The sequence below is a fragment of the Candidatus Tisiphia endosymbiont of Nemotelus nigrinus genome (genome assembly GCF_964026475.1).
In the GTDB taxonomy this organism is placed as follows: domain Bacteria; phylum Pseudomonadota; class Alphaproteobacteria; order Rickettsiales; family Rickettsiaceae; genus Tisiphia.
In genome coordinates, this window is sequence record NZ_OZ032151.1 from 673,626 (window position 1) to 694,504 (window position 20,879).

17 protein-coding genes and 1 pseudogene are annotated in these 20,879 nt (G+C 35.1%); 12 read left to right on the plus strand and 6 right to left on the minus strand.

The features are described 5' to 3' along the window. Window positions 1–10: 10 nt before the first annotated feature. Window positions 11–1,357 carry an IS110 family transposase gene (locus AAGD39_RS03145; protein WP_341756063.1) on the minus strand — a complete coding sequence of 449 codons (1,347 nt, stop codon included), beginning with the start codon at window positions 1,355–1,357 and terminating at the stop codon, window positions 11–13. Window positions 1,358–2,014: 657 nt separating this feature from the next. Here AAGD39_RS03145 and AAGD39_RS03150 point away from each other — a divergent pair. From AAGD39_RS03150 to AAGD39_RS03170, 5 genes are all read left to right on the plus strand, one after another. Beyond that, window positions 2,015–3,046: a portal protein gene (locus tag AAGD39_RS03150; protein ID WP_341757146.1), complete on the plus strand. Its 1,032-nt coding sequence runs from the start codon at window positions 2,015–2,017 to the stop codon at window positions 3,044–3,046. A gap of 7 nt (window positions 3,047–3,053) precedes the next feature. Then, a complete protein-coding gene (locus AAGD39_RS03155) occupies window positions 3,054–3,299 on the plus strand; it encodes a hypothetical protein (protein WP_341757147.1) in 246 nt (81 codons plus the stop codon). A gap of 90 nt (window positions 3,300–3,389) precedes the next feature. Continuing rightward, window positions 3,390–4,322 (plus strand): Rpn family recombination-promoting nuclease/putative transposase, encoded by a 933-nt coding sequence (locus tag AAGD39_RS03160; protein WP_341757148.1) that lies wholly within the window; start codon window positions 3,390–3,392, stop codon window positions 4,320–4,322. Window positions 4,323–4,325: 3 nt separating this feature from the next. Continuing rightward, complete coding sequence (locus AAGD39_RS03165) at window positions 4,326–5,117, plus strand: hypothetical protein (RefSeq protein ID WP_341757149.1); 792 nt, start codon at window positions 4,326–4,328, stop codon at window positions 5,115–5,117. Window positions 5,118–5,317: 200 nt separating this feature from the next. Further along, window positions 5,318–5,512, plus strand: coding sequence for a phage capsid protein (locus AAGD39_RS03170; RefSeq protein ID WP_341757150.1), 195 nt, complete (start codon window positions 5,318–5,320; stop codon window positions 5,510–5,512). Here AAGD39_RS03170 and AAGD39_RS03175 read toward each other — a convergent pair. Further along, window positions 5,481–6,431 (minus strand): IS481 family transposase, encoded by a 951-nt coding sequence (locus tag AAGD39_RS03175; RefSeq protein ID WP_341756087.1) that lies wholly within the window; start codon window positions 6,429–6,431, stop codon window positions 5,481–5,483. The genes AAGD39_RS03170 and AAGD39_RS03175 overlap by 32 nt on opposite strands. A 52-nt stretch (window positions 6,432–6,483) precedes the next feature. On the opposite strand from AAGD39_RS03175, the pseudogene AAGD39_RS03180 reads away from it, so the two are divergent. Next, a pseudogene (locus tag AAGD39_RS03180) lies at window positions 6,484–6,986 on the plus strand (IS5 family transposase); the annotation flags it as partial. A 472-nt stretch (window positions 6,987–7,458) separates the two neighbouring features. Further along, window positions 7,459–8,787 (plus strand): reverse transcriptase domain-containing protein, encoded by a 1,329-nt coding sequence (locus AAGD39_RS03185; protein WP_341756048.1) that lies wholly within the window; start codon window positions 7,459–7,461, stop codon window positions 8,785–8,787. 485 nt (window positions 8,788–9,272) lie between these two features. Here AAGD39_RS03185 and typA read toward each other — a convergent pair whose 3' ends face one another. From typA to AAGD39_RS03205, 4 genes are all read right to left on the minus strand, one after another. Continuing rightward, window positions 9,273–11,093, minus strand: a complete 1,821-nt coding sequence (gene typA, locus AAGD39_RS03190; protein WP_341757151.1) for a translational GTPase TypA — start codon at window positions 11,091–11,093, stop codon at window positions 9,273–9,275. 218 nt (window positions 11,094–11,311) lie between these two features. Continuing rightward, a complete protein-coding gene (locus tag AAGD39_RS03195; RefSeq protein ID WP_341757152.1) occupies window positions 11,312–12,496 on the minus strand; it encodes an IS3 family transposase in 1,185 nt (394 codons plus the stop codon). An 864-nt stretch (window positions 12,497–13,360) separates the two neighbouring features. Beyond that, window positions 13,361–15,016, minus strand: a complete 1,656-nt coding sequence (gene groL, locus AAGD39_RS03200) for a chaperonin GroEL (protein ID WP_341757153.1) — start codon at window positions 15,014–15,016, stop codon at window positions 13,361–13,363. Between the two features lie 57 nt (window positions 15,017–15,073). Further along, the gene (locus tag AAGD39_RS03205) at window positions 15,074–15,358 is read right to left on the minus strand and encodes a co-chaperone GroES (protein ID WP_341757154.1); all 285 of its coding nucleotides are present in this window, start codon (window positions 15,356–15,358) and stop codon (window positions 15,074–15,076) included. 461 nt (window positions 15,359–15,819) lie between these two features. Between AAGD39_RS03205 and pyrH the strand changes: the two genes are divergently transcribed. The 5 genes from pyrH to gatA all read left to right on the plus strand — a co-directional run bounded on the left by pyrH (window position 15,820) and on the right by gatA (window position 20,874). Next, window positions 15,820–16,539, plus strand: coding sequence for a UMP kinase (gene pyrH, locus AAGD39_RS03210; RefSeq protein WP_341757155.1), 720 nt, complete (start codon window positions 15,820–15,822; stop codon window positions 16,537–16,539). A gap of 2 nt (window positions 16,540–16,541) precedes the next feature. After that, window positions 16,542–17,102 (plus strand): ribosome recycling factor, encoded by a 561-nt coding sequence (frr, locus tag AAGD39_RS03215; protein ID WP_341757156.1) that lies wholly within the window; start codon window positions 16,542–16,544, stop codon window positions 17,100–17,102. Between the two features lie 399 nt (window positions 17,103–17,501). Then, window positions 17,502–18,815 carry an MFS transporter gene (locus AAGD39_RS03225; protein WP_341757158.1) on the plus strand — a complete coding sequence of 438 codons (1,314 nt, stop codon included), beginning with the start codon at window positions 17,502–17,504 and terminating at the stop codon, window positions 18,813–18,815. A 262-nt stretch (window positions 18,816–19,077) separates the two neighbouring features. Then, window positions 19,078–19,380 (plus strand): Asp-tRNA(Asn)/Glu-tRNA(Gln) amidotransferase subunit GatC, encoded by a 303-nt coding sequence (gatC, locus tag AAGD39_RS03230; RefSeq protein WP_341757159.1) that lies wholly within the window; start codon window positions 19,078–19,080, stop codon window positions 19,378–19,380. Window positions 19,381–19,383: 3 nt separating this feature from the next. Further along, window positions 19,384–20,874 (plus strand): Asp-tRNA(Asn)/Glu-tRNA(Gln) amidotransferase subunit GatA, encoded by a 1,491-nt coding sequence (gatA, locus tag AAGD39_RS03235; protein ID WP_341757160.1) that lies wholly within the window; start codon window positions 19,384–19,386, stop codon window positions 20,872–20,874. Window positions 20,875–20,879 lie beyond the last annotated feature (5 nt).

Sequence of the window (20,879 nt, forward strand, 5' to 3'; positions counted from 1 at the left end):
AAAAAGTATTTTAGCAAGGTTCTATTGTAACCAGCTCAAAACCTAGCTTTACCGCTTGTTTTCTTAAATTTTCTATCATTTTTTCCTGATATTGCTTTTCATATGCTTCAATTCCTTGCTCTACATAATCCTGACCGTATTTTAGTAACCGATAAAATAAACATGCTAATTTTCTTGCAGTAGCAGTAATGGCTTTTGGTGACCCAATCTTGTTTTTCATCCGTCTATAATAACCAGCTAGTGCCGATTTCCCTTTCCCTAAACTCAAAGCAGACATTCGAAGTGCTATGCTTGCTTTATTAATTACTTTCTTGGTTCTTGTTTTAAAAACTTTTCCACCAGTAATTTGATTATTAGGGCTAAGACCAAGCCATGAAGTAAAATGCTTTTCTGTCTTCCATTTACTCATATCTAAACCTACTTCCGCTATCATTGTTTGCACGGTTAATACATCAAATCCTGGTATTTTGCTAAAATCTATCCCTGATACATTATATAAAGATTGTCTCAAATCAAATGTTTTAGGGGCATTTTTGCTTACTTTACGCTTTTTATCATTTCCCTCTAAAATAGCATCGCCATTATATTTATCAAATTCCTCGTAACATTCTTTGATTGATTTATCACATTCTTCTATTTTAGTGAGATAGAATTCATATAACTCTAACTCTTGCTTTAGGATAGCAAGCTGTTCTTTTCTATAATCTCCCTCTAATGCCTTAATGATAGTTTCACTGTTGCTCTTAATACGATAATCTTTAAATTCAGCTAACTTTTTAGCGTCTCTTTCTCCAACTATAATAGCTTTAATTATCTTCATTCCACTAATACCAGTGATGTCACTAATTACATGATGTAATTGGATATTCATTTCATTAAGGGCTTTTTGCATACGATTAATATGAATTCTACTACTTTTTATTAATCTATCTCTTTGCCTTAGATAACTACGCAATACGCATATTTGGTTATTAGGACGAAATGAACCGTTTAATAAACCATAGCTATGTAACCTTTGTAACCACTGACAATCTTTCACATCTGTCTTACGTCCAGGGACATTTTTTGCATAACGGGCATTAACTAATTTAACCTCAAACCCATTAGTCTCTAATATTTGAAACACCGGTATCCAATATACACCTGTTGATTCCATGGCTATCGTCTTAATCTTACATTCTTTTAACCAATTTACCATTTCTTTTAAATCACTAGTAAAAGCAGCAAATTTTTTAACAACTTCTTTATCTCTGCCAACTGGTACACAAACATAATGTTCTCTAGAGCCGATATCAATCCCTGCTGCATTAGGATTCATTATTTCCAATTTCTGTTTATCATTATTTTCCTTTACCATTTCACCTCCTTTTTGTAGAATATTGTTAAGCCAAGCTAATTTTAAGTTGGAGGGGCAATAGAATTACTCTTCTAAACGAGGTCTCTCATACACTTAAATATTTGTGTATGATGCCATCAATGATGTTACCAAAACTCCAAAACCATGCTGATGAACGGGCTGTGATCAACGCACCAATGGCATCGACGATTATTGTTCTTAATAATTAGCTTGGTTACTTTATTTTATAGAAATATAGCAAATAATACATCTGTTACTTAATGAATGATTATTGTTAAAAGGGGTACTACGCTGAAGTGTGGTACAGAGCCAGTTTCTTATATTTTGTTACATGGTGCGTAGTATACCAATGTTTAGGCTGATGAAGTAGTAGAAATATTGCACATAGTTAGCCCGCAAACTCAAAATCAGAAAAGTAAAGGCAGAAAATCAGCTGCAGCCAGTCCTTCAACATCTAGCTCATCAACATTAGATTATAGCTCAGAATATATCTACTTAGCTGAACAAAAAATTATTAGTCAGTCAGGTTATTCTTATTTCCCATTCTTTGTAACGCGATGGGTAAAGTAATGAATGATTATAATGCTTTGGAGAGGTAAATAGGATGAACGGAAGTAGTGTAAATATAAGCAGCAATAATATAGATGAGGTAGCATAATGTTCTGGATACCAGCTCTAGCAGTTGCAGGTATGATTGGGGCTTGTTTTAGTCGGGGTGTTTCTAAGGCTGTTTCTAAGTATATTCCCGGTGGTAGATATATTACCGGTGATGATCTAGCAAGGCAGAAACGCCTCTATAATGAATCACGCGATCGCCATAATAATTATGCTAGCGAAGTACAAATTACTATCGATAATCTATCTCGTGAAATACAGCACTCGATGCAGGGTTTACGTTCTCTAAAAGAAGAAGGTGAAGTATATGGCTATGCTCCGGCTCATCATGTGCTACCTGATATTAAATTACTCAATAGTTTAAGACAAATTACCCTAAAAGTAGCCCAAAAACAGCTAGACCCACCATTATTAGTGCCAAAAGATGGTTATTATTTACCACTCTATACTACGCCGGGTAGTGTTAATTTTTACCGTAATGGTATGGCAGATAAAATAATACCACTAACTGGTATGGAAAATCTTATACCTACTGAAATTGAACAAAATCAATGTCGCGATGCCATATATAAGGCATTCTATATCGATATATTCAGGATGCAAAAGGAAAACAAAGAAATGACTGCCACCGAGGTGCAAATTAGGACGGAGGAACAATATCGTTTAATGTCCCCAATGGTTGGTAGAATTGAGAGTGAGTTGTTAAATCCGTTAATCATGGCAATATATCAAACATTGATTAAATATAACAGAGTGCCAATCTTAGAGAGGGCAAATAGCCCGCCCGAGATAGAGCTTGAATATGTGTCACCATTATCAAGGGTACAGAAAACATCAGCAATAGCCAGCGTTGAGCAGGTGTTAGGTTTCTTCCAAAGAAGCGGTATCAGTAACTTTTTTCCTGAGATTTATGATAATATCAATTGGGATGAATGTTTTAAACTATTTTTTGAGCTGAGAGAAGCCCCAAGCTCAATCCTTAAGAACGAGCAAGAAGTATTACAAATCAGACAACAACGTAAGATGATGCAAATGCAACAGTTACAACAGCAGCAACAACAGATACAAGGGTAAGGAGTACATGAAACTATCAATTAACTCCTCATCCCCACCAAATTTACTAACAAAAGAGCAATTAAAATCAATTTATTGCAAGCTTTTTAGTGGAGAAGATGGTAAAATAATATTAGAGGATTTAGCTCAAATGAGTGGCATATATCGCAGCAATTTTGTTCGGCAAGAAAGTGAATACACTGCCTTTCTTGAAGGGTATCTAAGCTTTGTTCCTATATATCTGCTCGCAGGCGTCAAGAGATGGTGGTATTAATAATATCGATGGTGCTAAAAATGAGTAGTATTTTAAAATAATAAAAGAGCTTTTTAAAAAGACAAAGATTCTTTACAATGAGGTTAACTTATGAGTGACAAAACACTAGTATCGTTGGACTATGCGATTAAATATCTACTCAAGAATAAAGGTGACTACGAGATAGTCGAGGGCTTTATTTCGGCAATACTGCAAAATGCCGGCTATTCAGCAGTAAAAGTCACTAACTTGCTTGATGGTGAAAGTAACAGAGAAAGTGATGAGCTAAAACAAAGTGTTGCTGACGTTATTGTTGAAGACCAAAAAGGTCATAAATATATTGTTGAAATAGATAGCTACTATGCTGGTTACTTTTTGCATAAAGCTTGCTTTAATACTAGCCGGTTAATTGTCGATACTATTCGTGCTAGTCAAGATTATACTAGTATCAAGAAAATATTTCATATCAACTTAATATATTTTGCTTATGCAAATATGACATCGCCTATATATCACGGTCAGGTTATTTTTAAAGAAATAGAACGCGAGTCGTCTAAAGAATTACACAGTAGCGATAAATATGATAAAGTACTTGATATTCATAATTTATTTCCGGAATATTTTATTATTTCTATACCAACTTTTAATGATGTCATAAGAAATGAAATGGATGAATGGTTATATTTGGCTAAATATTCTGAGGTTAGGGATGATTTTAAATCACCTTATATGAGGAAAGTGGCCGAGCGTCTTAATCTTCTCAAAATGACTACTAAAGAACGTATAGCTTATAATAAATATGTCAATGAATCTTTAAAACAACGTGATTATCTACTTTCAGCTGAGGAAAAAGGTAGGGAAGAAGGTATTGAAAAAGGTAGGGAAGAAGGGTTTGAGAAAGGTGAAGAAAAAAAAGCTATAGCCATAGCAAGAAAAATGCTGAAAGAAGCCTATCCTATAGAAGCTATAAGTAAATTAACCGAACTAACCATTGAAGAAATACAGAAGTTAAAAGAAGAAATAGAACAGTTAAGAGAAGAATAACCTATGAGCAAAGAAGGAACTGCTAATAATTATGAAGCTAGCCCTATTTCATCTAGTAATGACTGGCTAGCCAATATGCCTGAGGAAATACGTAAAGCTGAGTCACTGGGTAAATTCAAGGATGTCTCATCTTTAGCTCAGAGCTATTTGGAAGCAGAGAAAAGCTTGAATCAGCGAGTTGCTGTGCCAAAAGATGACAGCTCTGATGAAGAGTGGCATAAATTTTATTGTCGACTTGGATTGCCTGAAGATAAGAGATATACTGATAAACGCTCTAAGGAAGATGAGGAGTATTTAACTCGTTATGAAGACATGTTTTACCAAAGCGGCTTATCTAAAAGGCAAGGTGAGAAGTTACTTAATTCTCTGTATGGTTTTTCGCAGGATTTACAAAAACAGCAACAAAATGCTATTGAGCAAACACGTCACTCTCACATTGGATGGCTGAAAAACACTTATGGTGAAGGTTTTGACAGTAAAATGACAGTGATGCAGGCAGCCTTATCTAAGTTTGGTACTAAAGAACTGGCTGAATTAATTGAAGACTCACATTACGCACCGACTTTAGTTGATTTATTAGTACGAGTCGGTGAAACTTTAAAATCTGACTCGTTAGTAACTGGTAAAGAGCTACCTGCAATTAATAGCCGAGAAGCTGCATTGTCAGAGATAGAAAAACTTGATTCTGACCCCGAATTTGTGGTAAAATTAAGAACTAAAGACCATACGGGACATGATCAAGCTGTTAAACGTATGCAACAACTATATAAAATTGCTTATGATAAAGAACGATAAAAAATAACGTAACCAACCAATCATTAAAGTCATGATGTGACAACTCATTTTAAGGCTGCGACTTCGCAATAACCTATCATAAAAGAGCCACTAATAGCATATATATCCGAAAGGTCGTCAACTGCATGGCAAATAACGACTACATTTTAGTATAAATGATATCGCACTTTAAATATTGATAGATTATTTGAGGAGGAAAAATGGAACAAATAACAGATGGTCTTAAAGAACAATTTGCTAAAAATATCAGCCTAGTTATTCAACAAGAAGGTTCTAAACTACGAAAATGCGTTACTAATGGTACGCAAGACACTGAGGTAATTAGTTTTGAGTCAATGACTACCCATGAGGTAGAGAGTAGAACTAGGTGTTTAGTCCCAGGGAGTGGAGGTTAGGGTTAATAATAAATTTATTTGGATCAGATGTCCATGTTTTTATGATAAATTCATAAGGAGTTAAACCTTTAAGAGCTTTAAGTCTTTTTGCGAAATTGTAGGCATTGATAAAATCATATAAATGTTGTTTAAGTTGCTGATGATTGTCATAATAAAAACGTTTAACAGTTGCCTCTTTAATAGTACGATTCATACGTTCTACCTGTCCATTAGTCCATGGATGATTAACTTTTGTTAGCCTGTGTTCAATATTGTATTCATAGCAAATACGATCAAAAATATGCATCCAAGCATTCTTATCTACTGTTCTGTTAGTAAATTGAATACCATTATCTGTCAAAATAGTATGAATTTTATAAGGTATAGCTTTAATTAAATTACGAAGAAATTGTGCTGTTTCTGTCTTGGTACATCTTGGTAAAAGTTCTACATACACAAACTTTGAAGTGCGATCAATAGCAACAAATAGATAGAGTTTACCTTCTTCTGTTTTGACTTCAGCAATATCTATATGGAAATAACCAATTGGATAAAGTTTAAACTTCTTCTTGGTTTTGTTATTTCCTTTTACTTCCGGTAACCTACTAACATTATGGCGTTGAAGAAGTCTATGTAAAGAAGATCTAGTAAGCTTGGGAATACTGACTTGTAAAGCATATAAGCAATCATCTAAAGATAATAAAGTGTGTTTACGAAATGCTATACACATAGCTTCTTCTTCAGAAGTTAATACTGTAGAAGATGGTTCTTTGGGACCCATACAAGTATCTTGTAATGTAGTTCGTTTCTTCCACTTAGCAACTGTTTTAGGATTAATAGAATATTTTCTTGCTAAAGTCTTTAAGCTCTCTTGACTATTTTGGATTGCGAAACGTATTGCCTCTGTCGTTTTGGCACAGCCGTGTAATATTTGTCCCATAATTCCTCTCTTGATGGTAATTCTTTATAATATACAACATTACACCCTGGGACTAAACACAGGAGCTCCGTGGAGGGACTTGCCTCCAGATTATGGTAATTGGAAGAACGTACATAGAAGATTTTGTAGATGGCGTGATAATGGAGTATGGGAGAGCTTACTAAATATTTTTATAAAAAAGCCTGATTTTGAATGGTTAATGATAGATTCTACATTTATAAAAGTTCATAAAGCAGGGCTTGGGGCAAAAGGTGGTAATCAGGAGATTAGTCGAACAAAAGGGGGATCAATACAAAGGTACATATGGCCGTGGATGCGTATGGTATGCCGGTCAGAATTATTGTTACAGAAGGTTCCAGAAATGATTGCACTCAAGCTCATGAGTTAATAAAAAATATGGAGGCAGAATACCTTATGGCATATAAAGCTTACGACACAAATAGTATAATAGAATTTGCTAAGCAAGCAAATATAATTCCTGTAATACCATCAAAAAGAAACAGGAAGATTCAAAGAGAGATAGATAAGGATTTATATAAGTTAAGGCACATTATTGGTGCGCCACGAAGTGTAAATAAGCTAGCTGTTGCAAGAGCAGCCATAGAAGTGTTGACCTAGCACACTATGTATCGAGTCTTGAGCTGAGTTTGGTAACAAAGTCAGTTAAGCGTAGACAGAAATATTATAGGCCGTAAGCCGTAAGGTTGAAGCAATTGAGCCTCGTTAATGTCTTCTTTTGAGATCGCAGACTGTGTCAATAAACAGGAATGCAACAACATACATATCATAAATAGGCAGATATGTATGGGATCTCCGGGGTCTGAGAACATGGCATGTAATAAAAGTTTATTTATAAACGTGGGATATCCTATATTTTCTCTGAATTAGGAGTATTAGCTAACAAGTGTAAAAGCGAGGAAGCTGAAAAGAAATATAGGAAGTCAGATCCAGCATAGTACTGATGAAATTGGGTAATGCCAATGGAGGGAAGGCTGGTGGGTAAAATCGATCTCTAGAGGGAAATGTTATGATAACAACAGATTATCAAGTAATAACAGAAACAAAACTAAAGAGAATAGCATGGTTATCTTCATTGGATAAAAGTAAGAGATTTAACAACCTCATGCATTTGTTTAGTGAGAATGCACTTGCTGTCTGCTATCATGAGCTGGATGTTAAGAAAGCAACTGGAGTAGATGGAGTAAACAAAACTAATTATGGCTTAAAACTTACAGAAAATATTGGAAAATTGTCTGATAAACTAAAGAGGATGGCTTACATACCGGGCAATATTCGAGAGGTAAAAATACCGAAAGAAGGAAGCAATGGCAAGACTAGAACTTTAGGTATCAGCAACTTTGAAGATAAAATATGTCAGAAGATGATGCACAAAGTGCTTGAAAGTATATATGAGCCAATATTCTTGGAATGTTCCTATGGTTTCAGAACGGGAATAGGGTGTCATGATGCAATAAGAGGATTAACGCAACATCTTTATAGCAATGAGGTAGAGAGCGTAATAGACCTAGATTTGGCTAACTTCTTTGGTACTATTGATAGAAGGATATTGATAGAAATGCTGCAAGAGAAAATTCATGACAAGAAGCTAATAAGATATATAATCCGCATGTTTAAAGCTGGAATATTGTCTGAAGGAGAACTGATTGTTCAAGAAGAAGGGACGATTCAAGGAAACATTGCTAGTCCCATCCTTGCAAATATTTTTGCTCACTATGTTTTAGATGAATGGTTTGAAGAAGTGGTAAAGCAACATTGCAGAGGAACAGTAGCATTATTTCGCTACTGTGATGATGGTGTAATATGTTGTAGATACGAGGAGGACGCCAAGAGAATAAAAATAGCTTTAGCAAAACGACTTGAGAAGTACAAACTTAAACTCAACGAAGAAAAGACCAAAATGGTTAGATTTTCAAAGAGAAAATTTTCTCAGAACGAAAGGCAAGAGGCTTTTGATTTTTTGGGTTTCACCTTTTATTTTGGTAAGTCTAGGAAAGGTAAAATAATACCTAAGGTAAAGAGTTGTAGTAAACGAATAAGTGCCAAACTGAAGAAGGTCAATGACTGGTGTAAGGACATTAGAAACAAGCATAAACTGCATGTCATATGGAGAAGTTTTTGTAGCAAGTTGAGAGGGCATATACAGTATTATGGTGTGACTTTTAATATTAAAGCAGTGAATGGCTTCATAAGGCAATCAGTGAAGACATTGTTTAAGTGGTTAAATCGTCGCAGCCAAAGAGAATCATTCAGTTGGGAGAAGTTTTGTCTGTTTATCGAATGCAATCCATTACCAAAGGTAAGAATATACCACTCCTTAATGCAAGGCAGTATGTGAATGATGATATCTTGAGCCCATTGCCTTAATAGGGCACGATGAGGTTCTAACGAGGGGCGTAAGTGGCAACGCTTACGTCTACTCTATAGCCTTAAGTCGAATACATGAGTGCATTTGCTTTTTTTCTGTCAAGTATTATTTTTTTTTCGTGCATTTTTGGGTAGTTCCATACATGACGGTTAGAGAATTTACTCAATTTACAACTGTAGTACTAACAAGAATCCACTTTAATGGTAACAAAGAGTCATCCTTTCGTCAAGCATTAAATAATATTATATCACGCAATGTGCAAGTTATTTAAACAAAAAAGATATCATTCCCGCGAAGGCGGGAGTCTATGATATCTCAAGGATTTTTGGGAATCATTTTAGATACCTGCTTTCACAATATGGATTTTGGTATAATTTTTGACCACAAACATGTATTATCTCTTATGTCTACAGCCTTTGTGACGAAGCAACTAATTAGTCATCTCCGACACTCTTCTAGTCCTCGTTACGTCGGTCTGATTTTTTCCGGTCATTAGGGTTTAGCATCGCCTTACGAAGTCTAATTGATTTAGGTGTAACTTCTACCCTTTCATCGCTTTGGATATAGCTAATAGATTGCTCTAATGTCATAAGGGTTGGTGGGATAAGGCGCATAGCTTCATCTTTACCAGAAGCCCGAACATTTGATAATTGCTTGGCTTTCAGAGGGTTTACCTCCAGATCATTATCCCGATTATGTTCTCCTATAATCATTCCCTGATATACTAGTTCATTAGGGTTTATAAACATTTTCCCACGATCTTCAAGATTCCATAGAGCATAAGCAACAGCTTCACCATCCCCATTAGAAATTAACACTCCATTACGCCTTCCTTCAATAGCTCCTTTATAAGGGGCGTAGCTATGGAAAACACGATTCATAACACCTGTACCCCGAGTTTCGGTTAAGAATTGACCGTGATAACCAATGAGACCACGGGATGGCCCTAAAAATGTTACTCGAGTTTTACCTCCACCAGATGGGCGCATATCAGTCATTTCTGCTTTGCGTAGGGCAAGAGACTTAACTACTACCCCAACAAAATCATCATCAACATCAACTTGGATTTCTTCAATTGGTTCTAATTTTTTACCCTGTTCATCCTCTTTGAATAATACTCGAGGTCTACTAATTGATAGTTCAAAACCCTCCCGCCTCATAGTCTCAATTAATATGCCTAATTGTAGTTCGCCACGACCTGCAACTTGAAAAGCATCTTTTTCTTCAGTTTGGCTGACACGTATTGCTACGTTACTTTCGATTTCTCGCATTAATCTATCACCTAGAACTCTTGCGGTAAGCTTTGAACCTTCTCGTCCAGCAAGAGGAGAATCATTTACTCCAAAGGTCATAGATAATGTTGGGGGGTCTATAGGTAAGGAGGGCAGTGCTACAGTTATTTCAGGGGCGCATATCGTATCAGCTACAGTAGCGTCCTGAACTCCAGCAATAGCGATAATATCGCCAGCATATGCAACATCGACAGCTACACGTTCCAATCCCCGGAATGAAAGTATTTTGCTTATTCGAGCATTTTCAGTTGCCATATTATCACGATTAAGTACTTTAACATTTTGGTTGGTCTTAATTGTGCCGCTATGGATGCGACCGGTAAGCACGCGACCAAAATATGGGTTATATTCTCTAGTGGTAACAAGCATAGAAAAGGGGGCTTCGCTATCAGCAGTAGGAGCAGGAACATGAGATACTATCAAATCAAAAAGCGGAGCAAGGTCTTTTTGCTCATCTTCTAAGTGACGCGATGCCCAACCGCTGCGTCCTGAAGCGTAAATAATAGGAAAATCTAGTTGTTCATCATTTGCCTCTAATGCCATAAATAATTCAAATACTTCGTCGACTACTTCGCTTACCCTTCTATCAGGACGATCAATTTTATTGATAATAACAATTGGTTTTAACCCAAGTTTCAGAGCTTTTGACAATACAAATTTGGTCTGAGGCATTGTACCTTCAGAAGAATCCACCAGTAGTATGACTCCATCTACCATAGTAAGAATACGTTCCACCTCACCACCAAAATCAGCGTGACCAGGAGTGTCAACTATATTGATGCGGATATCTTTCCACATAAGAGAAGTACATTTGGCAAGAATGGTTATACCACGTTCACGCTCTAGGTCATTGGAATCCATAGCACGTTCTGCTACTTCCTGGTTTGCTCGGAAAGTACCACTTTGCTTAAGCATATTATCAACTAGAGTGGTTTTACCATGATCAACGTGGGCGATAATGGCAATATTGCGAATAGCGGACATCAAAAACCTTTAATATATTTTTTAATTGGCAATTATAGAGCAAAGTATATCAAAAGGGAATAGACTTCTTGTACTGTTTGCATGGCAATTTAAAAATCACAATTAATGATAGAAAATGCCGGGCTATAGAAACGAATGTAAATTGTATACTGGACTGAAAAATCAAGACAAAAAAATAATAATTTTGTTTCCCATTTTTTCATTTTTCAAGCTGCAATTTATTCATAATTTTGTATAGAATTTAGATAGACATTCATAGGTTTTTTGTAACCAATACTTGAATGAAATCTTCTATAATTATAGTGATTTATATAATCATCAATACCTCTCCTAAGTTCTTTAACATCTTTAAAATCGTTAATAAATATACAATTATATTTTAAAGTTCGAAAAAATCTCTCCATGATTATATTATCAATACTTCTTCCTTTACCATTCATCGAAACTTTAATGTTATGCTCTTGTAAAATTTGAATGTGTTCATTACTGGTATATTGACTGCCCTGTTCACTATTAAATATCTGCGGTGCAGAGTATTTGTTAAGTGCATCCTGCAATACTTCAGTTACCAAATTTACGTCCATACTATTTGATAATTTATAACTCAACACAGCTCTGCTATGCCAATCGATAATTCCTGCCATGTACATAAATCCCGAATTAGTTCGAACATAAGTTATATCTCCACTCCAAACCTCGTTATTGTTAGGTACATTTACAGTTCTACTTGTGCCTAAATTAGACCAGTATTTATCAAGCAAATAACTATAAATTTTATGCTGTTTATCTTTTTCAGACGTTAATTTTTTCCTCTTTGGATAAATAGCCTCTATGCCAATCATGTTCATATATTTTAGAACCCGATCCTTACCAATAACCAAGCCATCTTCTAATAATTGTCTATGGATATAACGATAACCAAATTCAGGATTATCAGTATATATTTCATCTATTTTATTTAAAATATTTAAGTTATACGCACTAAATGGTTTTACTTTATAGTACATTGAAGAACGATTAATCTTTAATAATTTATATTGCCTTGTCTTTGGTAACATTGCTAGCTTGGAATCGACAAGTTCTTTTCTATTTGATAACTCCAAGCTTTGTAGCTTTCCCACAGCCCAATCTCTCTCTACTATTATTTTTCCAAGAGTTTTAGCTAAGTCATCATTTTGTTCTTTCAGCATATTAATTTGTTCCTGATATTTACTTACTAGTTTTGCTGGTTCAAAAGCCAATGCTGCATTTGATATAAATTGTTTCTTCCAATTACTAATTGTCTTTGAGCTTATCTCATATTTTGATGCTATCACTGATAATGGACTATCTTCTTTCAGTACTTCTAATACTACCCTAGTTTTTTCTTCAGCACTAAAAACTCTTACTTTTTCTTTTGTCATTTTTTATCCTAATTTTTTCTTATTATTTTATCTTAATTAGGAAACTAATACCTCTTTTTTTTGTCCATTTTCTTCAGTCCATTATATCTTTGATTTTGCTGAAAATCTATACGGTGAGGTAGTTAAGATTATTCCTAAAAAATATCTCAGGGCTAAGTAACCGTGTTGCCTCAAGTGAAAACCTAACTATTACAAGTACCCTACCCATTACTAAGCTTACAAGTTTGGTCTAATGGCATTTTTTCCTCTCTTTATTATTTAGGTCAAAAGTGAACAGTACTTATAGTTATCAATGAAGTACGGTTATTGCACGTTTCTAACAATGGGCATATCAATTCATCTAACCCGGATATTGCATGAAGGTATCAATATTTATCTCTAAACCCCCTGTAATATAAGGAGTTTGGAAGAATTGCACAAAAATACAAATTGTATATTTAAAATTTTATATATTTTAGCCTGTAGCCCTCATGAGACAAGGGCTAGCACAATTGGTTCATTTCTATCATGCAATATCCGGGCTAAGGGTTTTTTATTGGTACTTAAATAATATGTTGGACTTCTTAAATTTATTGTGCATTCATGATATGTAAACAATAATGTCTAAAATATTTTTTATTATAAAAAAATAGTTAAAAATGGATTAACTTATTTTTTTGGTTTGACAATTGGGTGCATTATAAGTGTCAGGTTAAGTTGGTGTATCAAACGACGTTATTGTGAAGAGACCTAAGGCCAACGAAGCAATCCAAAGCATTGGCTTACCATGTTAATCTAGTGGATTGCTTCGTTGCAGCAAAACTAATTCCTCGCAATGAGGGTAATGCTAGTCTGGTTAGTTGTATACAGGAAGCCTAATAACGGTTAGAAATCCATACCGCCCATGCCCCCCATACCGCCGCCCATACCACCACGTGGCATAGCAGGCTCATCTTTATCAGCTGGTTCATCGATAATAAATGCTTCAGTAGTAATAATCAAAGAAGCAACCGATGCTGCATCTTGTAAAGCAGTACGCACGACCTTAGTTGGATCGATAATACCAGCCTTAATCATATCAACATAAGTCATATCTTGAGCATTGAAGCCAAAGTTTTTCTCTTTACTATCAGTAAGTTTTCCAACTACAATAGCTCCGTCCATACCAGCATTCTCTGCAATTTGCCTTACTGGAGCTTGTAGAGCTTTCTTAACGATGTTAATACCAGCTTGCTGATCTTCATTAGTACTTTTTAACGACTCTAAAGACCTTGCTGCATAGAAAAGAGTAACACCACCACCAGCAACAACACCTTCTTCCACTGCAGCTCTAGTAGCATGCAATGCATCCTCAACACGATCTTTTCTTTCTTTTACTTCAACTTCAGTAGCACCACCAACTTTTAAGACAGCTACGCCACCAGCAAGTTTAGCTAAACGCTCTTGTAATTTCTCTTTATCGTAATCTGAGCTAGATTCGTCAATTTGTGTACGAATTTGAGAACAACGAGCAGCGATATCCGCCTTACTACCAGCACCATCAATTATGACAGTATTTTCTTTGGAAATAGTAACTTTTTTAGCAGTACCTAGCATTTTGATATTAACATTTTCAAGTTTCATACCAAGCTCTTCACTGATAAGCTGACCACCTGTTAAAATAGAGATATCTTCCATCATGAATTTTTTTCTATCGCCAAAGCCAGGAGCTTTCACTGCAGCAACTTTTAACCCACCACGTAATTTATTTACTACCAGAGTAGCAAGTGCTTCTCCTTCTACATCTTCAGCGATTACTAGTAAAGGACGTCCTGATTGCACTACTGCTTCAAGTACTGGTAACATTTGTTGTAAATTTGATAATTTCTTTTCAAATAGTAAGATAAACGGATTTTCCAATTCAGCTACCATCTTTTCGGAATTAGTAACAAAATATGGTGATAGATAGCCTCTATCAAACATCATACCTTCAACTACATCTACTTCAAAACTAAAATTCTTAGCTTCTTCAACGGTAATTACGCCTTCTTTACCAACTTTTTCCATCGCTACGGCAATTTTTTCGCCAATTTCTTTATCACCATTTGATGAAATAGTACCAACTTGAGCAATCTCCTCTTGGCTGCTGATTTTTTTACTAGCTTTCTTAATTTCTTCAACTACTAGGTTAACAGCTGAATCTATACCACGTTTTATATCCATAGGGTTAAAACCAGCTGCTACTGCTTTGTTACCTTCTCTTGCTATTGCTTGAGTTAGAACAGTTGCGGTAGTTGTTCCATCACCAGCAACATCAGATGTTTTACTTGCCACAGATTTTACCAATTGAGCTCCCAAATTCTGAGCCTTATCTTTTAGTTCAATAGCTTTTGCCACTGTTACACCATCTTTGGTTAGTCTTGGTGAGCCGAATGACTGTTCAATTGCAACATTTCTACCTTTTGGACCTAATGTTACTTTTACGGTATCAGCTAAAATATCAATACCTCTTAGCATTTGTTCACGTGCATTTGAGCCGTGTCTTATTAATTTTGTTGCCATATTTATATTCTCCTTACAAATTAAATAATTCTTAATAACAATTTAAGTAAATTACTATTAAATTATGCCCATGACATCACTTTCTTTCATGATAATCAGGTCTAAACCATCAACTTTAACCTCTGTACCAGCCCATTTACCATAAAGTACTTTATCACCTACTTTAATTTCTAATGGGTGGATAGTACCATTTTCTCCTCTCACTCCTTTTCCTACAGCTATTACTTCGCCCTGCATAGGTTTTTCCTTCGCTGTATCAGGGATGATAATTCCACCTGATGTTTTTTCTTCTTGTTGAATTGGTTTTACCGCAATTCTATCATGCAACGGTCTAAAAGACATTTTTACCTCCATAAAATTAATACTTACATACTGTGCATTCTATATATGCTTAGTTTTGTAACAGTTCAAGGGGTAAAAAGAAAAATTTTTAAGTAATTATATATGTCATGTTCAATTTTTCATACGATACGAGACTTAATTTTTAAAAAATATTAGAAGAAATACTTGCGTATTAATATAAAAAAATTGTACAATTATACCGTATAGCTAACATGAATAAGTTCTTAAATGTCTATTAGTGAGGAAGCTTTAGCAAATGAAGTAATCCATTTTTGATCATTTTTTTTGGGATTGCTTAGTTGCCACTAAAGTATCTTCTTGCTATGATTTTTAAACTGTTTGGACCAATTTGGCAACTATTAATACTTGACAAAAATAATAGTTTGACTAGTTATATTGGTTATAATGCTCCATACCTAAAAGTAAAGTTATAGAAAATTTGTAAAACTAAGGATTGAATTATGTCCTCTTTGAAGTATAAACGGGTCTTGCTAAAAGTTTCTGGTGAAGCCTTAATGGGCGATAAGCAGTTTGGCCACGAATATTCTGTAATACTAAGGATTGCTGAAGATATAAAGGAGGCAATAGATCTTGGTGTACAGGTATGTGTGGTTGTAGGCGGCGGTAATATTTATCGTGGTACTAATTCTTTATTTGGTATTGAAAGAGCTGCTGGTGATTATATTGGTATGCTTGGTACGGTAATAAATGCACTTACTTTACAAAATATTATGGAAAGTTTAGGTGTTCATACTAGAGTCCTTTCGGCAATCCCCATGATGAGTGTTTGTGAACCTTATATACGTCGTAAAGCAAAGAAACATATAGAAAAAGGTAGAGTAGTAATTTTTTCTGGTGGGACTGGTAATCCATTCTGTACTACTGATAGTGCAGGGGTTTTAAGAGCCATTGAAATGAACTGTGATTTATTGTTAAAAGGTACTAAGGTTAACGGTGTATATGATTCTGATCCAACAAAAAATCCTGATGCAGTTAAATACTCCACTATCAGTTATACTGAGCTTCTAAAAAATAATTTACAAGTTATGGATATTGCTGCTGTTGCCGTGGCGAGAGAAAATAACTTGCCAATTAAGGTATTTTCAATTAGAGAGAAAGGTAATTTTGCAAAAGTACTGCAAGGAAAAGGTGAATATACAAAAATTCAAGAAGGTGGGTAAATATGGATAGAACAACTATACATAAAGAGTTGCAATCAAAAATGGATAATTCGTTAAAGATATTGGATCACGAACTTAAGGGACTTAGAGCTGGTAGAGCTTCAGTTAATTTACTTGACCCAGTATTAGTTGAAGCGTATGGGGAGGAAATGCCTTTGTCACAAGTAGCAAGTCTTTCAACTCCAGATGCACGAACTATTACGGTACAGGTGTGGGATAAATCTATGGTAAAAGCTGTAGAAAAAGCCATTGTTGATGCAAATCTAGGTCTAAATCCATCATCAGATGGGCAGTTAGTCAGAATCACCATTCCACTACTTACCGAAGAGCGGCGCAAAGAGCTTGTCAAATTTGCTTGCAAATATGGAGAAAATACTAAAATTGCTTTGCGTAATATCAGAAGGGACGGTAATGAAGATTTAAAAAAATTAGAAAAAGATAATAGCATAACTAAGGATGAACAGCATAATTTATCAGAAGAAATCCAAAAATTAACTGATGAATATAGTAATAAAGTGGATTTACATGTTAAACAAAAAGAGCAAGAGATAATGACAGTTTAAGTATATAGTTCCTAACCGTCATTGCGAGGAGCCACTTTAGGCGACGAAGCAATCCAAAAGTTGCAACAGCACGCTGTTTATTTGGATCGCCACGCCACTTCGTGGCTCGCGATGACGGTTGTTCGTTCTTATACCAATTCCCGAAATTAATTTATTCTGAGGAATTTGAAGGAGACACGGAGCACAAAACCGCAGCGTACAAAGACGTACGTGAGGATTTGAGCACCGGATCGACGTACAAATTACCAGAAGAAATTAATTTCGGGAATTGGTATTATAACCTAGCACTTCTAAGAAACTGCACATATTTTGGTAGTTTCTTCCATTTTGTTACGTGGTGCGTAGCGTATCACCAATGTTTAGGCTGATGAGTAGTGTTTAGTATTTAAAGATAAAAAAATGATAATGTATCAACAACGAGAGCAGAGAAGTTTAACCACGGAGCAAAAAGAAGCGGTTGGGTTGCTGTCAATAGGAACATTTCTAGAGTATTTTGACTTGATGCTCTATATACACATGGCAGCATTTCTTAATGAGTTATTTTTCCCACAGACTGATTCGCACACTGCTACTCTTCTTTCGGCTTTTACCTTTTGCTCTACTATTGTTTTTAGACCAATTGGTGCTGTGATATTTGGTTGGATAGGTGATAAAGTAGGTCGCAAAACCACATTAGTTGTCACAACTTTTATGATGTCATTTTCTTGTTTTATGGTGTTTATTTTGCCTACTTATGCCCAAATTGGTATTGCTGCTTCGGTATTAATTACTATTTGTCGAATAGTGCAAGGCATGTCATCCTTAGGAGAAGCAATAGGGGCTCAATTATATTTAACGGAAATAACCGAACCACCAATACAATATTCTGTTGTTGGTTTTATTATAATATTTGTTAATTTAGGGGCAGTATTCGCTTTAGGTGTAGCTATGCTTGTTACTTCATATGGTTTTAATTGGCGATATGCATTTTTGTTTGGTGCAGTGATTGCTCTAGTGGGAGTGGCAGCCAGAACCCGCCTTAGAGAAACTCCAGAATTTGCTGATGCAAGAACAAGGTTGCTAAGTACAGTTAAAAAATTCGGTCTAGAAAAAAAAGATATTACTAATCATAAAATGTTAAATGAGAAGATCAATATAAAGACTCTGTTAGCTTATTTATCAATTGAATCGACTGGACCAATTATTTTTTATTTTATATATATGCATTGCGGCATTATACTCAGAAACACCTTTAATTATGATACTGAACAAATTATTGGTCATAACTTGTTTGTTATAATAGCAGACTTATTGTTCAGTATTCTATATACTTATTTGATTTATAGAATATATCCCATGGAAATTTTAAAAATGAAATTAGTTATTTGTGCTATTAGTATCATGTTTTTACCATATTTATTAACTAATATCTCATCTCCTTTCTATTTATTATTGTTGCAGTTTTTTATATTGATATTTAAGACAGAAGCATTTCCTGCGGAATCAATATTTTATAAGCAATTTCCTGTATTTAAACGTTTTAGATGTGTCAGTATTTCATGTGCTGTAATAAAGGCAATAATGTATGTCGTTACATCTTTTGGATTAGTTTATTTAATAGAGTATTTTGCTAATTGGGGAATAGTAATATTATTTATACCGTTTCTTGTATTATATGGCTTTGGTTTGCGTCATTTTGAAACATTAAAGAGGTTACGCAATAGCTCAATGTAAGATAAGTATACTACTCGTAAATGAAGAGTTGGTAGACGATAGTATAACTTCAAGAAGAGCTAGGCAGTAGCAAAGTCGAGCTGCTAGGCGTACATTAGTACGTGAGCAGCGGAGATATTTAGGCACGACGACGCCAATTCTTGAAGTTCTACCTGAGTATATAATTATTCTTAAAAAAAATGACTTCATGCTATTAGTGCAGATATATTTCGTGGTATAATATTATTTTAAACAACATTGACTTTAATAATTTAGGTATATAATGATTACAAATGAAGAAGTGCAAAGAATAGCAAAACTTGCTAGGTTTGACTTTAACCAAGATGAATTAAATAGTTTTGCTCAACAATTGACTGAGATAATGAATATGATTGACATTTTGAACGACGTAGATTGTAGTAACGTTCAACCACTTACTTCAGTTTGTGACATGAACCAAAGAATGCGAAACGACCAAGTATTGTATGGTGACATTTCTGATGAGTTATTTGCTAACTTGCCAAATGATAAAGCAGAACTTGCCAAGGAAGTAAAATGTTTTGTAGTACCAAAAGTAGTAGAGTAAAATATGTCAGAAATTATAAAATTAACCATAACACAAGCCTTGAAATCGTTAAAAAACAGAGAGTTTTCATGTGTTGAGTTGACTAAAGCTCATATTGCAGAAATGGGTAAGCATAAAGAGCTAAATGCCTATATTACTGAAACTACAGATACTGCTTTAGAGGGAGCTAAAATTGCTGATCAAAACTATCATAAGGGGGTAGAAAGATCATTAGAAGGTATTCCCATTGCTGTAAAAGATCTTTTTTGTACAAAAGGGGTGCGTACTACTGCTGGTTCAAGAATGCTTGGTAATTTTATACCAACATACGAGTCAACTGTCAGCCAAAAAGTCCAGGATCATGGGACAATAATGCTCGGTAAGGCTAATATGGATGAGTTTGCCATGGGTTCTGCTAATATTACCAGCTATTTTGGTAACGTTATTAATCCTTGGAAAGCTGTTGATGCACCTGCGATTCCACTAGTTCCTGGTGGCTCTTCTGGAGGCTCATCAGCGTCTGTCAGTGCTTTTTTGGCTATGGCAGCTCTTGGAAGTGATACAGGTGGTTCTGTTCGTCAGCCTGCTAGTTATACGGGAATTGTTGGATTCAAACCAACATATGGCCGGTGTTCTAGATATGGTATGGTTGCTTTTGCTAGTTCACTTGACCAAGCTGGCGTGCTTACAAGAACCGTCGAGGATACTGCCTTAATGCTACAAGCCATGATAGGTTTTGATGAGAAAGATTCTACTTCTATAAATTCCGATATACCACAACTAAGACCCGCCTGTAATGCTAGTGTAAAAAACATGAAGATAGGTGTTCCATTTGATATTATGAAACAAGATGGTATACAACCGGATATTATTAAAATGTGGCGTCATGCTATCGATGTTCTTAAAAATGATGGAGCAGAAATTATTGATATTTCATTGCCACATTCTAAATATGCTCTAGCTGCATATTATGTGATAGCACCTGCTGAGAGCTCATCTAATTTATCAAGGTATGATGGTATAAGATATGGTTTTAGGACAGAAAATAATGGAAGCTCTATTGAAGAAATGTATGAAAAAACAAGGAGTGCTGGTTTTGGTTCTGAAGTTAAAAGACGTATTATGATTGGTACTTATTTGCTTTCATCTACTCTTATGGATGCTTATTACTTAAAAGCACAAAAAATAAGACGTTTGATTTCAGATGATTTTAACAAAGCTTTTGAGCAAGTTGAGGCAATAATTATGCCATCCGCACCATCGGAAACTTTTAACTTAGGTGAGAAACAAGATAATCCTGTGACAATGTATTTGAACGATTTATTTACTATTCCAGCTAGTCTTGCCGGTCTTCCTTGTTGTTCTGTACCTGCTGCATTATCTTCTAGAGGATTACCTCTTGGCATGCAAGTAATAGGTAAAGCCCTTGATGAATATAATACTATAAAGGTAGCAGCAGCAATCGAACGTGGTTCAAGTAATATTAGTTTTATATATTCTAATAAACGGAGTTAATTGGA